Here is a 15,111-nt window from a genome sequence, read left to right on the forward strand (position 1 = left end):
GACCTTCCGGTACCGGCAAATCGCCGTCAGACAGTGTGAGAGCAACTCGTCTGGCGGCGATTTGCCTTGTCTGCTTGGGAGATTCGATCACAAGGAACTCGAGACCGGTCCCGCAACGTCGGCAGCGTCGGCGCGACGTTGGATGTCGGCCACTCCGTCCGAAATCTTCGACGCTGCGAGCTTCACGGCCGTCACTGCCCGCTGCACGTCGACATCGCGCCGCTCGTTCACATCCCACGCCACCCCAACACTTCCCAGTGCCGTCTTCTGTCCGGTGAGAACAGGTGCCGCGACTCCGCAGACGCCAGGGTTGAACTCCCCCACCGTGACGACGAAACCGTCTTTCTTGAATGCTCCCAAAGTCGTACGGAAAGCGCTCCACGAATCTCCCAGACCCGCCTGCTGGATCTGCTCACGTTGACGCGGGTACAACGCCTTCAGCCGGTGATGTGGAAGGTACGCCAGGATTATTTTGGACACCGCTCCATGAAACAACGGACGCCGTTCACCGCGAGAAAAACGGTTGGCCGGACTGAGCGGAGCGCGGTACTCACCGACACAGAGGACCGAGTCGCCGAATGGTCGACACAACAACGCGGAGTGACCGATGTTGTCGACAAGATCCTCCAGCACACCGCGGCTGGCCAGTAGAAGTGGATCGGTCTCGCGAATCTGACGATCCATCTCGATGATGCGGGGACCGAGAGTGTATTGCCCGTTACGCACCGCGGCGATCAACCCGGCATCGTTCAACGTCTTGATGTACCGATACCCCGTCGATCGAGACGTATCGAGGTATTCGAGGATCGCGGCAGTGGACCACATCGGCTGGGCTTCGCTGAACAGTTCCAGAATGTGGAGCATCTTCTCCAGGCTGCCGGCCGCGTCCGGGCTTTCCACCACCTCATCGAGGCCATTCGATGCATGAGACCGTGCCATCGTTCGAGTCCGACCCATTTCTTCCGTCGTTCGCCGCGTACCACTCATCCTAATGCTCCGGCCCACCATGATGCGTCACGCCGCACTCACGCCCGACCGACCGGATATTAGCCAGTGATGCTGGCTACTTATCCGCCATCTTACCCCCGAAAACACGTTTATGGGCGTATGTTGATAAGCAATGCTGGCTATCAATAAGGAGGGTCACGTGGACGATCGGGTCGATGGACTCCGAGAAGACATCGTGCTGTTCAACCGCGCTATTCGAGCGAACGTTGCTGGCCACCTACTGACGCCCACCCAGCTTCAGACCCTTGGGAATCTCGACCGCATCGGCGCAATGAGCGCCCGTGAACTGGCAAATGTGGAGCGGGTGACACCGCAGACCGTGGCTCGGACGGTAACACTCCTGGAAGAGCGCGGACTGGTTACACGCATCCAAGACCCCGATGACGGTCGCGCGCAGATTATTTCGATCACGCAGGAGGGAAAGGCCAAGCTCGGAGCCGACCGCCGCAAGCGCGACGAGTGGCTGGCGAACGCACTGGACACGCATTGCAGTGCGGTGGAACGTGACGTGCTCTTCGCTGCCGGTGCCCTGCTGCGTCGCCTGTCGAGCGCACCCGTCGTCGGCGACAGCGTCGACGATCGAGCGGTGCGCGAATGACGCGGAGTACCGACACGGAGCCGACGCGAACATCAATTCCATTCAGCGTCCGAGGAGCCGCTGCCACCGGAACCGTGCTTCAACCGCTCAACTCGTCCATGATCGCTGTGGCCATTGTCGGAATCGCAGCTCAGTTCGGCCCGAGCGCCAACGTCTCGTGGGTCATCTCGGCCATGTACATCACAACCGCCGTCTGCGCGCCCATGGCGGGTCGCTTGGGATCGATGCTCGGCGCGCGTCGAGTGTTTCTGGCAGGTCTGGCTTTCGTGGCACTGGGTTCCGTCTGCGGGGCCTTCGCACCGAACATCGGGACGTTGATCGCGTCGTACGTTGTTCTCGGAATCGGGATCTCGGCGCATATGCCCAACGCCATGACCATGGTGCGCGCATACGGAGAACTCCACGGGCAGCAAACTCGCACTGCGCTCACCACCATCGTGATGTGCGGCCAGTCCGTTGCTGCGCTCGGACCTACCGTCGGCGGTCTTCTGGTCGGAACGTTCGGCTGGCAGTCGATCCTGTGGGTGAACCTTCCCGTCGTGGCCATCAGCGCAATCGCAGTGTTGTCGGTCGACGTTGGAAACGAAGGTCGGTCCACGGTGTCCGTGCGAGAAGCTCTCGGAGCCATGGACGGAATCGGTATCGCGTTCTTCGTCACCGCAGTGGCATCCTTGATGGTCTTTCTGGTGTCGATCGGAGACACCGTCCGATGGTGGATACTCCCCGTCTCTTCGGTCGCGTTCGTGCTGTTCGTGGTGTGGGAACGTCGCACGGACCAACCGTTCTTCGACGTTCGCGCTCTCGTCCAGAACCGTGCGCTGGCTGCGACTCTGTGCGGTGCACTCATCACCTACACGTGCTTCTACTGCGTGTTCTTCGGCATTCCACAGTGGCTGCAGGCTTCTCGGGGAATGACACCCATCGAGACCGGTCTGACCATGCTGCCGGTCGCCGGCGTCACCGTCCTGTCGACGGTCATCGGAGCCCGCGTGTACGGCCGGTTCGGCGCGCGACGCACCCTTCTCGCCGGCACGGTCATGATGCTCGTCGGCGGCACCCTGATTGCCACCGTCGAGTCCAGCACCGCCCCGATCTACGTTCTGCTTCTGGTCGCTGCCGTACTCGGAATCCCCAACGGCTTCCACAACATCGGCAATCAAAGCCTCATCAATGCGACGACCTCGGTCGACGATGTCGGCACCGCTATCGGGATGTACCGGACGATCGCCTTCGTCGGAGCAAATCTTGCGGTGGTCGTCTTGCAGATCACCGCAGGTCCGGTCGTCGACGACGACGGCCTGCACCGGACGGGCATGTTCATCATGGTGTGCGCCGCAGTCGTTCTCGCGGGGTTGCTCGCTTACCGTCGAGCGGCGACGTCGCGAGGTTGAGACAAGAAAGTGGGCCCCTTCCGTTGATTGCCCAGTAGGGCAACACAATCGAAGAAGGGCCCACTTTTCGGGGTCAGCGAGTCGTCACAGCTCCATGTACACGCATTTGGTGTAGAGGTAGTTGTCCATGTGGGCAGCGTTGCCCTTGGCTCCGTATCCGCTCAACTTGGTGCCTCCGAAGCCGACCATGGGATCGATGTATCCATAGCAGTTCACCCACATCGTGCCCGTGTGCACTCCACGGACCACCCTCATGGCGGTCGACAGACCTTGCGACCACACTGCACCGCCGAGTCCGTAGTCGCTGTCGTTGGCAATGTGAATAGCCTCGTCCACGTCGTCGAAGGGAAGAATCGAGAGCACCGGTCCGAAGATCTCCTCGCGGGCGATACGCATATCGTTCGACACACCGCCGAACACGGTCGGTGCCATGAAATAGCCGCTGCCGAGATCGCCGCCCAACCGCTCGCCGCCACGGAGCAGTTCGGCTCCTTCCTCACGGCCGATGTCGGTGTAGGCCATGACCTTGTCCAACTGGGGCTGCGAGATGATCGGACCCAGGGTGGCCGCGTCGTCGAGGCTGTGTCCGACCCGGATCTCGTCCATGTACTTCAGGAGTCGCTCGGTGAATTGATCGACGATGGACCGCTGAACCAACACACGCGTTCCGGCGAAGCAGATCTGACCGGAGTTGGCAAACACACCCATGGCTGCTCCTGGTACCGCCTTGTCCAAATCTGCATCGGCGCAAACGATGTCGGCGGATTTGCCACCGAGCTCGAGCTGTAAGCCCTTGATGTTGACAGTCGAGGCCTTGATGATGCTGCGGCCGGTCTGCGTCGATCCGGTGAAAGCAATCCGGTCGACGTCCGGATGACTGGCCAGCGCGTTGCCCGCATCTTTGCCCAAGCCAGTGACCACGTTGACGACGCCGGCGGGAACGCCGGCCTCGTGCAGTATCTCTGCCGTTCTCAGAACGGACAGCGACGCGTCCTCGGAGGGCTTGAGTACGGTGGTACAGCCACTGGCCAAGACCGCACCGATGATCCAGAACTGGCCGCCCAACGGGCCGTTCCACGGGATGATCCCCCCGATGACACCCACCGGAGCTTTCAACGTCATCGTGGCGATGTCGCCAGGGATGCCATTCATCAATGTCTCACCCGAGATGTTCGCCGCTTGCGTCGAGAAGAACGACAACATCTTCATCAAGGCCGCCTTGGAGTTGCGCAACCTCGTGACCGGGGCACCCATGTCCAGTGCTTCGATCTGGATCAGTTCGTCGAAACGGTCGTCCATGATGTGCGCGATACGTGTCAATAGAGCTTGACGTTCGTAGGGAGACCAGGTGCTCCACTGACCGTGGAAGGCGCGGCGGGCCGCGACCACCGCCCGGTCGATGTCGGACTCGCCGCCTGCACCGATCCGGGCGAGAACCTCACCCGTAGACGGATTGACGGTCGTCAGAGTCTCACCGGAATCAACCGGAACACCGCGCCCGTCGACGAAGGGGTGGTGCACCTCCCTCGCCAGGAAACTCTGCGCACTGTCCAAAAGTACAAAATTCTGCAGATCCGTACTCACTTGCATCCTCTCGAAAATTATCGACGACACCGCATCGGTCGGTGGAGCGTCAACCGACTTGACGGTTCTTGAATTCGGACGCGGGCTGTGCGTCCACGAGCCGAAAATGATTCGCGTACAAGGATTTCACATCTGGTGTGCCGCTCGGCCCAAACTACGCGGACGCTCGGGTGGAACTTCGTTGGAACCGGTCGGCTCGACAAGGGTCATATCGAGCCGACCGGGGTCTGATGCACCGGGTCACAATGGGGTGAGTGCGGTCCGTAGCGCGCTCACGATGGCATCGGTGACGGCCTTGGTGTCTGCTGTGCCGCCGATGTCGCGAGTGAGAACTCCCCCAGCGGTGGTGGCTTCGATGGCGGCTTCGACCTGTCTGGCCTCGGCGTGACGTCCGAAGTGATCGAGCATGAGGGCTGCACTGGCAATCGCGCCGATAGGGTTGCTGATGCCTTTGCCTGCAATGTCGGGTGCCGATCCGTGGACGGGTTCGAACATGCTGGGGTAGCGGCGCTCGGGGTTGAGGTTGGCGCTCGCTGCGATGCCGAGGCTGCCGGCGAGTGCGGATCCAAGGTCGGAGAGAATGTCGGCGTTGAGGTTCGACGCGACGACGACGGACAGTTCCTCAGGGTGGAGGATGAACTTCGCGCTCATCGCGTCGACCAGAACGCTCTCCGTGGCAACATCGGGATAGTCCACTGCAACTCGACGGAAGACCTCGTCCCACAGCACCATGCCGTACTGCTGGGCGTTGGACTTGGTGACAGACGAGACTTTTGCGACAGTGCGAGTCCGCGCCAGATCGAATGCGAAACGTATGATCCGCTCGCAGCCCTTGTCGGTGAACAGTGACGTCTGCAGTGCCACCTCGTTACCAGGACCGCGCCCGCCAAGGTTGCGTCCACCGAGGCCCGCGTATTCGCCCTCACTGTTCTCCCTGACAACGACCCAGTCGAGTTCTGTGTCGTCAGCCTTGCGTAACGGGGATTGCACTCCGGGCAGAAACTTCACCGGTCGCACATTCGCCCACTGATCGAAGTTCTGTGTGATGTTCAGGCGCAGACCCCACAAACTGATGTGGTCCGGGACGTTCCCCCACCCCACGGCACCGAAATAAATGGCGTCGTAGGTTCTCAATATCTCGAGCCCGTCGTCGGCCATCATTTTGCCTGTCCTCGCGTAATATTCGCTACCCCAGGGAAACTCGTCCCAGTCGAAGGCGAACGCACCGCCGGATTGCCCAGCCACGGCGTCCAGCACGGTTCTGCCCGCGTCCACCACTTCTGAGCCGACACCGTCGGCGGGGATCGACGCGATCCGATACGTGGTCGACTGCGAGCCCACTACTACCTCCGATGTCAGACAGATCACGCTTAATCCCACTAATTAAGACGGCGCAAGCTACCCCCCGTCCAATACCAAGTTTCGATGCCGCTCATAGGCTCGACCAATAGGAAGGGTTCGACCGCAGCTAGACTGCATCGAACTCACGACCCGCACAACAAGGAGGCAGGTTCGAGTGGATGCACGAAAGCTGAAGTATTTCCTGGCCATCGTCGATGAAGGAAGCATCAATCGCGCGTCCGAAGTGTTGCTCATCGCCCAACCCACTCTCTCTCAGGCCATCGCCGGACTGGAGCGCGAACTGGGAGTGCCGTTGTTCCATCGCATCGGTCGGCGACTCGTACTGAGCGACGCCGGCGAAACCTTGGTAGGGCCGGCTCGAGTGGTGTTGCGCGATCTGGACGACGCGGAAGCAGCTGTGCATGGCTTGAAAGGACTTCGGGGCGGACGCCTCGACCTGATCACGATGCCATCACCCGGAATTGAGCCCCTCACCACTATCCTCACCGCGTTCGGTCGTATGTTTCCGGCCGTAACCGTGAATGCCCAAGCCGCATTCACCCCTGAAGAGGTCCTCCGAGCGGTTCGCACCGGCGTCAGCGAGATCGGTATTCTCGGCTCACCCAAGGCCGTTCAGGCACCGGACCTGCGGGTGGTGACGTTCAAGAGCCAGCCTCTTTTACTGCTGTCGAGCCCCGACGCGGATCTACCCGACCGGCCTGAGATCCAGCGGTCGGAGCTGGCCGGGCTGAGGTTGATCGCTTCTCAGCAGGGGTCATTGATGCGATCGCTGGTGGACGACATTCTCGCCAGCGGGATCCCTGCCACAATCGCCGCTGAGGTCGCGCATCGCACGTCCATCCTCCCCATGGTGCTCAGCGGCTTCGGCCACGCAGTCACTCCCTCTGCCTGGGCGGCGTCGGCGGAGCAGGCAGGTGCCAAAGTTCGCCGCATCGTCCCGGAGTCGTACCTGCACATCGCCGCCGTGTGCCGACTGACACACATGACTCCCCCGGCACGAGTGCTGATGGACGAAGCCCAGAAGTATGCCGGAGAAGTGCCGAACTGAGCATCACCGAGATTCTTTGCAAATCCGAGCATCGGCGTAATCGATAACCGCGTTTGGTAAAACGTATTGGACATTTGAGGCTGCGTAACCCCTTAATAGATCGACTCGAACTGTGACCCAAGCGACAACGCGTGTCCAGAAGCGGACGATGTCATTCGAGGTAATCGCGATAGGGGTTTTATATGCCGACCGAAACCGACGATCTGGTACATCACCTGGCCTACGCAGCGGCCAATACGACGTTCGAGACACTGTCGCCGGAGGCGATCGACGCCGCCAAGAAAAGCGTCTTGGACACTCTCGGGGTAGTCCTCGCCGCCAGTGGCGTCGAACCCGCAGTACGCGCAGCTATCGACCTGGTCCAAGAGGGTGGTGGTACCCCCGAGGCGTCCCTCGTGGCTTTCGGAGGCAAAGTCCCGGCCATCGCGGCAGCGTTCGCCAACGGTGCCTTGGCCCACTGCCTCGACTACGACGATCAGACCCCTTGGGGTCAACATGCTTCCAGTTCCATCGTTCCCGCCGTTTTCGCAGTCGCGGAGCGCAAGGGCGGAGTGACCGGCCAGGACCTCATCGCGGCGGTCGCGGCGGGTCAGGACCTGTTCGCCCGACTTCGGTGCAACGTCGGTTGGCGTAAGGACTGGAACCTGTCGACGGTGGTAGGGGTGTTCGCCGCCACCGCAGCAGCGGGCCGTGTAATCGGCCTTACCGCCAGTCAGATCGCCCATGCACTGGGCATCGCAAGCATGCAATCGAGTGGTGTCATGGAAGTTGTGGCTGGAACCGGAAGCGACCTGCGTGGTATGTACGCGGGCTTTTCTGCCAGAGGCGCGGTAACGGCCGTTCTTTTGGCGGAGAAAGGCACCACGGGCGTCGACACCCTATTCGAGGGCGAACACGGTTTCCTGAAAACATACTTCAGAGGCGTATACAACCGCGAAAAGATCCTCGAGGGTCTGGGAACCGATTACCTCGGCAGCGGAACTCTCTACAAGAAGTGGCCGGCTGTCGGTACCGCCCACAGTCACATTCACGCGACCATCGAACTACTGAAAGAAAATCGCCTGATTGCCGATGACCTCAGCGAGATTCGCGTATTCGTCGGCGACTACCACGATCTCATGTGCCGTCCACTCGAAGCACGCCGAACTCCGACGACGCTGGTCGACGCAAAGTTCAGCCTCCCGTTTCTCGTCGCGGTCGGCGCTGTTCACGGAACCATCAAGATCTCGCATTTCACCAGCAAGTCGTTGAAGGACACATCCGTCCTGGCCGTTGCCCAGAGAATAGTCCCGATAAGCGATGCGTCCCTGGACTGGACTCTCGAGTTACCTCCGGGACGAGTCGAGATCGTCACCCGGGACGGTCGGCGATACGAGAAGATCGGTACCGGGGTACCAGGAAACGACGATGCGCCGCTCTCCTGGGTCGATTTGGTCGACAAATTCATCGATTGTGCGGCGGTCGCCGTTACCAGGTATTCGGACGACAGTCTGGACGAGGTCGTGGACTTGATCAAGAACTTGGAATCAGTCGAGGACGTCACGGTGGTACTGGAAACCCTCAGTCCTGCTGCAAGCAATAGTTGTTCACTGAAGTACGAAACATCTTCGCAGTCGACTTCGACGAGAACCGAGGCACGATTGTGATCGCCATCTGGGCGCTCGTGGCATTCATCGGCACGATCGTGGTGTGGAATGCGCTACTCAAACGCAACATCGGCGAGGCAATGCTCGTCGGCTTCGTCGTAGTCGGCGCATTCGCCGGCCGAGATGCGCCGAGATATATGGCGAACGGCTTCGTCCAGGCGATTCAGGCCGAAATTACTTTTGCTGCTCTGGCGTTCATCTTCATGAGTTTCATTCTGGCGAAGACACCGGTGCTCGATCGGCTCATCGATATTCTCAACTCATTCCTCGGGCGAATGAAGGGAGGACCGATCTATACCACGACGCTGGCCGGAGCGATTTTCGGTGCGGTCGCCCACGTCGGCGCATCCATGGCCGCAGTCGTGGGGTCGGTGACGGTTCCATGGATGAAACGTTCCGGCGTCAGCGGAGAGTTATCTGCCACCGTCGTAGCCGGTTCAGCAGGTATGGGTTTGACGTTTCCATTCAGTGCCACGATGTTCATCTTGGTCGGATCGTCCACTGTCAGTGGCATGATGGATGCGGACGAAATCATCGTCCCCCTCGCCATCGCCGGCGTGTGGTGTCTCGTCTACCGACTTGTGCTCAATTTCTATCTGATTCGCAAGAACGGCCTGCAGCCGATCGCTGTCGAGGACCGAATCCCTGCCCGACGCAGTCTTCGTGCTGGGTGGACCTCGGGCCTTCTACTCATTCCGCTTCTCGTCCCCTTGTTCCTCACCCAGGGGCCGATCGCGAACGCACTCGGTCGATACACCGACTTGGTGATGTCGAGAGCGATCAGCATCATCACCTGGATCCCCGTGCTGATGATTCTGCTCGTTCTCTTCCTTGGACGTCGACACCTGCCCAGGGACGGCAAAGGCTGGTGGAAAATACTCGGCGAATCGGCACCTCAGTTCGGAATCATCGGCACGACGCTCGTCGCGGCGTTCTCCGCGTCCGCCGTTCTCGGCCAGCTGAGGCTGCCCGAGCAGCTGACCTCGATGCTCGAGTCATTGGCCGCTCCGACGTGGCTGATGGCAATCCTTGTCGGGATCATCATCGTCGTCATCGCGATCCCCCTGACGGCATCGGCCACCGTTGCAACCGTCGGACCGGTGGCTGTCGCAGCATTGGCCGGTGCCGGCGTCCCTGTACCGATTGCGGCCGCCGCGGTGCTGGTCTTCGCGTCAACCGAGGGAGCGTCACCACCGTCCGGCGCGCCGATCTACATCGCCGCAGGAATAGCAAGAATCGATCCGTCGAAAATCTTTGTGCCGCTGCTCAAGTACTACTGCATTCCAATTCTCGCCATCGGTGTGCTGATCGCGCTCGGCATTCTCCCCGTCTGAATGGATAGGACATCTTTCATGTTCCGCACGGCCGTGTCGACACTTTTCCGCCTCAGCACCGTTGTCTTTTTGGTCGGAGGGCTGGTCATCGTCCTCTGCCAGGCGGCCGGACTGATCCTCGGCAGCGGGGAATTCGTTACCCAGACTTTCGCCTTGATGAGCCCTTACGTATTCGGCAGCGCGGGGGTAGCGGGGCTGCTTGCGTTCGTGATGTCATATCTCGAAGATCCCGAGGAAGACGCCGTGATCGACCCCAGCGTTCGTCACGCGGCACCGGATGGTGCATAGACCACACGGCAACGAATGTGGCCTGCCGACAAGAGGCGGCACCCACCGGTTAGGTCGCAATTGTCCTCTTAGACAACCGCATTCATCGACACGCGCGCGTCGACGCTGACCATCTCGTGCTGTCGATGTATAGGTCCGTCCAACTGGCGCAACCGCTGTCCCGAAGCGCCACTTCGGTCAGCTATTAGTTGGGCCAGAATCGAGATTGCCGTTTCCTCAGGGGACCGCGCATCGAGGTCGAGTCCGAGGGGTGAGTTCACACGCGCAAGCACATGCTCGGAAAGCCCTGTAGCCCGTAATCGTCCTAGTCGCTCGAAATGCGTCCGCCGTGAACCGAGCGCACCCACGAAGGCGAGCTCGTCCAGCTCCAATGCCGCCACCAACATCGGGACATCGAACTTGCTGTCGTGTGTCATTACGCATACGACCGTGCGAGCGTCGAGTCTGCCGGCAGCGTGTTCGGCTTTCAAATATCGGTGCGGCCAGTCGACCACTACCTCGTGCACGTTCGGGAAACGTTCGGTGGTCGCGAAGACAGGCCTGGCGTCGACGACGGTCACCCGGTACCCGAGCAGCGTGGCAGATGCACCCAATGCTCGGACGAAATCGTTCGCGCCGGCCAAGACCATCCGCGGCGGAGGGAGGAAAGTATGGACGAACGCGCGGGCACCGTCACCCGATACTTCGACGATGCCGGTCGATCCCGACTCGTGCAGGGTGAGCGCACCGGTATGGAGTGCGCACGCCGACCGGTTGCCTCCTGGCACCTCCGGGTCGCCCGTCACGAAACGCCGCGGCTCATCGTCGAGCACCGTGACCAGAGCGAACCGGCGATCCTGGTCACGAGCCGCAATCAACCGATCGATCAATTGTTTGTGCGAGGGGTCGATTCGCTCGATGAACACTTCGATCTCGCCACCGCACGGGAGTCCGACCTCGATTGCGTCGGGATCGGAATAGCCGAACAGCTCGCACGCGGATGTCCCGGTTCTGATGACCTCGAGCGCTGTATGAATCACAACTGATTCGACGCAGCCTGCCGACAACGAACCCAACGGTTCCCCGTCTGCGGTCACGACCATGCTGGCTCCGACTGCGCGCGGTCCCGCCCCGGACGTGGCCACCACCCGTGCCAACGCGACGGGAGAGGTTTCCAGGAGACTACTGATGTCGTCGAGCAATTCGTACATTCAAGGGCCCTTCCCGGATCGCGGCGCGATTGGGCTCTCGGCATTCGAGACCGCGTGCGACGTAAAATGGCGAACTCGCTGATGCCGCTGTGTCGAGCACGAACGACCAGGCGATGGTTCGACGGTACGCCTCGATGACGGCCCCTGCCATGAGACTTACCCGGATAGGGGTTCCCTGTCAGTACGTGCCCAACCAGTGCCTGTCCGATTCTGCGAGACGCTGGTAATCATGGTGCTCACATTCGTGTTCTCACATTCGAAGAGTGCCAAGGAGACTGCAGTGGCCCCACAGCACGACGTCGATTCGCCCGCAACAACCCATGTTCGACGCACCATAACGCGCCGCACCTTCGTCGGCACCTCGGTTGCCGCCGGTGGAGCGATCGCGGCCGCTTCCTTGTTGAACGGCTGCTCCAGCGACCCCGCCGCCCCGGTCACCCCATCCGAAACGTCGCCGGTGCGATTGACGGTGAACGGTGCCGAACGCGAACTCGCCGTTGACAATCGCACGTCTCTGCTCGACATGTTGCGGGAACACACGGAGCTGACCGGAACGAAGAAGGGCTGCGACCAGGGCGCGTGTGGTGCCTGCACCGTCCTGTCGGACGGTCAGCGGGTGTTGTCCTGCCTGACGCTTGCCGTTCAAGCGAACGGATCCGACATCACAACCATCGAAGGTCTCGAGACCGATGGCCAATTGCATCCGCTACAGCAAGCATTCATCGACGAAGACGGCTTCCAGTGCGGATTCTGCACCTCCGGCCAGATTCTCTCGGGAATCGGCTGTATCCGTGAAGGTCACGCCGGCTCTCCCGAAGAGATTCGAGAATCCATGAGCGGCAACATCTGTCGATGTGGTGCATACACCAACATCGTCACCGCCATCTCCCGCGTGGCCGAACAGGGAGGTGCGTGAACCATGTTTCCTTTTCAATATGACACGGCTGCCGATGAGGCAGCAGCGCTGGACGCAGCCGACGGCGGTGCCCGTTATCTTGCCGGAGGGACCACCCTCGTCGACCTGATGCGTCAGACCGTCGAACGGCCCACCCGAGTCGTCGATATCAACGCGCTGCCCTACCGCGACATAGAACTCGACTCGAACCGCCTGCGCATCGGTGCCCTCGCTCGCATGTCCGAGGTTTCGGCCGATGAACAAGTCCAGGAGCAGTTTCCGATGCTCACCCAGGCACTAGATCTCAGCGCCTCGGCGCAGCTACGCAATATGGCTTCCATCGGCGGAAATCTGCTGCAGCGGCCACGTTGCCTGTACTTTCGCGACGTCAATGCCAACTGCAATCGTCGCGAGCCTGGATCCGGTTGCGCAGCAATCGATGGCCGCAACCGCACATTGGCGATCTTAGGAACCAGCACGGAGTGCGTGGCAACACACCCATCCGATCTTGCCGTCGCGCTGACCGCACTGGACGCCACGATAGTCACCCGAGACCGAGACGGAGAGCGGACAATCCCGATCGCAGACTTCTTCAGGTTGCCCGCAGACACACCTGACCGCGAGAACAACCTCGCACCCGGAGCACTCATCACCGCCGTCGAGATCCCGGTCCGCCCTGACACAAGAAGATCCGGGTACCTCAAGGTCCGTGACCGCTCGTCCTACGAGTTCGCGCTGTGTTCGGCTGCCGTCGCGCTCGACATCAGCGGCGGTACCGTCCGGTCGGCGAGGGTCGCTGCCGGCGGAGTCGGCACGGTCCCGTGGCGCCTGACCGGCGTCGAGGAACGACTCGTCGGCCAGAGGCCGAGCCCCGAGTTGTGGACCACCGCAGCAGACGCTGCGGCGGAAGGCGCGCAACCCCTGTCCGAGAACGGATTCAAGGTGATATTGCTCCAACGCACCGTCCGACGTCAGCTCTCCAGAATGGCGGCCCTGTCGTGACCACCCCACTGAGCGGCGTACTGACCGGTCAACCCCTCACCCGCGTCGACGGACGCCTCAAGGTCACCGGAGCTGCGCTTTACGCTGCCGACAACCCAGTACCGGACCACCTGCACGCAGTCCTTGTGTGCAGCAGGGTTTCTCGGGCAACCGTCGCATCGATCGATACCGACGCCGCCAGAGATCATCCCGACGTGGTCAATGTGATCACACACTTCCCTGGTATCGAACTCCCCTACGACATCTCGCGGGTCAACTTCTTCGGCCAACCGCTTGCGGTTGTCGTCGCGAATACTTTCGAGGCCGCGACGCACGGTGCGGCTCTGGTGTCCATTCGGTACAACGAGGAACCGCAGAGCACCAATCTCGACGACGCAGCAGAAATGGGCCGCGAACCCAGCAGAATGGGTGCCCCGTACGCCCGCGGAGACGCCGACACAGCACTCCGCACCGCACCTGTCGTCGTCGACCGCGAGTACTCCATTGCACGCAATTATCACAACCCGATGGAGATCCCCGCGACTATCGCGTCGTGGGACGGCGACCGTCTGACGGTGTGGGACAAGGTGCAAGGAATTCACTACAGCAGGGCCGCATACAGCGGCGCTCTCGGGATTCCTGCCGAGAACATTCGCGTCATATCCCCCTTCGTAGGTGGCGCGTTCGGAAGCGCCGGCGAAACCTGGCCGCATCAGTTCCTCGCAGCAGAGATCTCGCGCCAGCTGCGTCGTCCTGTGAAGCTGTCACTGACGCGACCCCAGATGTACGCCGCAATCGGGTATCGCCCCGCGAGCCGTCAGCGTCTGGCCCTCGGTGCCGATCGTGACGGGAGATTTCTCGCCACCGTGCACGAGAGCGAAGTCGAGGTGTCCCGTTACGGAGGCTACGAGGACTCCCCCACGGAGGGGACGAGACTGATGTACACGTCGCCGGCATACCGGTCGGCCGCCACCGTCGTTCCCCTCGATACCAGCGAGTCGACATACATGCGAGGACCGGGAGCCGTCACCGGCGCGTTCGCCCTCGAGTGCGCCATCGACGAGGTCGCAGAGCAGCTTCGGCTCGATCCGATGGAGATTCGGTTCAGGAACGAGCCTACCGTCGACCAGACCAATGGCACCCCGTTCTCCACGCGCAGACTTACCGAGTGCTTCCGCCGAGGTGCCGATGCGTTCGGGTGGTCTCGACGCAACGCGACCCCCGGCGCCGTACGTGACGGCGACCAGCTCATCGGCATGGGTACCGCTTCGGCGCTCTACCACACACTTCGCTCACCGTCCTCGGCGATGGCTCGGATCAACTCCGATGGCAGAGCCGAGATCTTCGCCGCCGCAAGTGATATCGGGCCAGGTACCTACACTGCGATGACTCAGCTGGCTGCCGACGCGCTGGGTTTGCCACTCGACAGGGTCACATTCTCCCTCGGCGACAGCAACTATCCGCAGGCCGCAACTCAATACGGGTCACAGGGAATGGCCAGCATCGGTTCGAGCATCGAGATCACCGCGAACATGTTGCGTGATCGCATCATCAGAACCGCCGTACTCGATCCCGCATCCCCCCTGAACGGGGCTCGGCCGGACGAGATCGACATCGTCGACGGGCAGATGCAGGTACGTGGCGACTCGGGCCGAGCAGAGACCTATCGGGACATGTTGCGCCGCCGCGGCGAACACGGCTCCATATGCATGCATGGAGAACCGGGCACTTACGTCCTCGGGAGTGTAGGTCTCGGACGCTTCGATGCTCGGTTCGCCGAGGCGGC

At 61.4% G+C, this 15,111-nt stretch carries 13 protein-coding genes; 9 read left to right on the top strand and 4 right to left on the bottom strand.

The window, feature by feature from the left end:
- Window positions 1-87 precede the first annotated feature (87 nt).
- Window positions 88-939, bottom strand: coding sequence for an IclR family transcriptional regulator (locus CH256_RS21740; protein WP_176460810.1), 852 nt, complete (start codon window positions 937-939; stop codon window positions 88-90).
- A gap of 208 nt (window positions 940-1,147) precedes the next feature.
- On the opposite strand from CH256_RS21740, the gene CH256_RS21745 reads away from it, so the two are divergent.
- Together CH256_RS21745 and CH256_RS21750 are read left to right on the top strand one after the other, a co-directional pair.
- Window positions 1,148-1,606, top strand: coding sequence for a MarR family winged helix-turn-helix transcriptional regulator (locus CH256_RS21745; protein WP_052047456.1), 459 nt, complete (start codon window positions 1,148-1,150; stop codon window positions 1,604-1,606).
- Window positions 1,603-2,997 carry an MFS transporter gene (locus CH256_RS21750; protein ID WP_037189108.1) on the top strand — a complete coding sequence of 465 codons (1,395 nt, stop codon included), beginning with the start codon at window positions 1,603-1,605 and terminating at the stop codon, window positions 2,995-2,997. Before CH256_RS21745 ends, CH256_RS21750 begins: the two co-directional genes overlap by 4 nt.
- A gap of 84 nt (window positions 2,998-3,081) precedes the next feature.
- Here CH256_RS21750 and CH256_RS21755 read toward each other — a convergent pair whose 3' ends face one another.
- Window positions 3,082-4,581: an aldehyde dehydrogenase family protein gene (locus CH256_RS21755; protein ID WP_094670548.1), complete on the bottom strand. Its 1,500-nt coding sequence runs from the start codon at window positions 4,579-4,581 to the stop codon at window positions 3,082-3,084.
- A gap of 240 nt (window positions 4,582-4,821) precedes the next feature.
- Complete coding sequence (locus CH256_RS21760) at window positions 4,822-5,940, bottom strand: tartrate dehydrogenase (RefSeq protein ID WP_371828424.1); 1,119 nt, start codon at window positions 5,938-5,940, stop codon at window positions 4,822-4,824.
- A gap of 157 nt (window positions 5,941-6,097) precedes the next feature.
- Between CH256_RS21760 and CH256_RS21765 the strand changes: the two genes are divergently transcribed.
- The 4 genes from CH256_RS21765 (at window position 6,098) to CH256_RS21780 (ending at window position 10,259) form a co-directional block, all read left to right on the top strand.
- The gene (locus CH256_RS21765) at window positions 6,098-6,991 is read left to right on the top strand and encodes a LysR family transcriptional regulator (RefSeq protein ID WP_037189106.1); all 894 of its coding nucleotides are present in this window, start codon (window positions 6,098-6,100) and stop codon (window positions 6,989-6,991) included.
- A gap of 182 nt (window positions 6,992-7,173) precedes the next feature.
- Window positions 7,174-8,637: an MmgE/PrpD family protein gene (locus tag CH256_RS21770; protein WP_052047455.1), complete on the top strand. Its 1,464-nt coding sequence runs from the start codon at window positions 7,174-7,176 to the stop codon at window positions 8,635-8,637.
- Window positions 8,634-9,971, top strand: a complete 1,338-nt coding sequence (locus tag CH256_RS21775) for a TRAP transporter large permease subunit (protein ID WP_037189105.1) — start codon at window positions 8,634-8,636, stop codon at window positions 9,969-9,971. The genes CH256_RS21770 and CH256_RS21775 overlap by 4 nt, the downstream gene beginning before the upstream one ends.
- 18 nt (window positions 9,972-9,989) lie before the next feature.
- The gene (locus tag CH256_RS21780; RefSeq protein WP_037189173.1) at window positions 9,990-10,259 is read left to right on the top strand and encodes a hypothetical protein; all 270 of its coding nucleotides are present in this window, start codon (window positions 9,990-9,992) and stop codon (window positions 10,257-10,259) included.
- Window positions 10,260-10,327: 68 nt separating this feature from the next.
- Here the strand turns inward: CH256_RS21780 and CH256_RS21785 are convergent, their stop codons facing one another.
- Window positions 10,328-11,449 carry an XdhC family protein gene (locus tag CH256_RS21785; RefSeq protein ID WP_052047454.1) on the bottom strand — a complete coding sequence of 374 codons (1,122 nt, stop codon included), beginning with the start codon at window positions 11,447-11,449 and terminating at the stop codon, window positions 10,328-10,330.
- Window positions 11,450-11,729: 280 nt separating this feature from the next.
- Here CH256_RS21785 and CH256_RS21790 point away from each other — a divergent pair, with 280 nt between their 5' ends.
- The 3 genes from CH256_RS21790 to CH256_RS21800 all read left to right on the top strand — a co-directional run.
- Entirely contained in the window at window positions 11,730-12,365 is a 636-nt protein-coding gene (locus CH256_RS21790; protein WP_230596196.1) for a (2Fe-2S)-binding protein, read from the top strand.
- Between the two features lie 3 nt (window positions 12,366-12,368).
- Entirely contained in the window at window positions 12,369-13,346 is a 978-nt protein-coding gene (locus CH256_RS21795) for an FAD binding domain-containing protein (protein ID WP_037189104.1), read from the top strand.
- Window positions 13,343-15,111 (top strand): xanthine dehydrogenase family protein molybdopterin-binding subunit (locus CH256_RS21800; RefSeq protein WP_256989510.1); only part of this gene is annotated, 1,769 nt, incomplete at its 3' end. The genes CH256_RS21795 and CH256_RS21800, both read left to right, overlap by 4 nt.

It is taken from the genome of Rhodococcus sp. 05-2254-6 (genome assembly GCF_002258565.1).
Classification (GTDB): Bacteria; Actinomycetota; Actinomycetes; order Mycobacteriales; family Mycobacteriaceae; genus Rhodococcoides.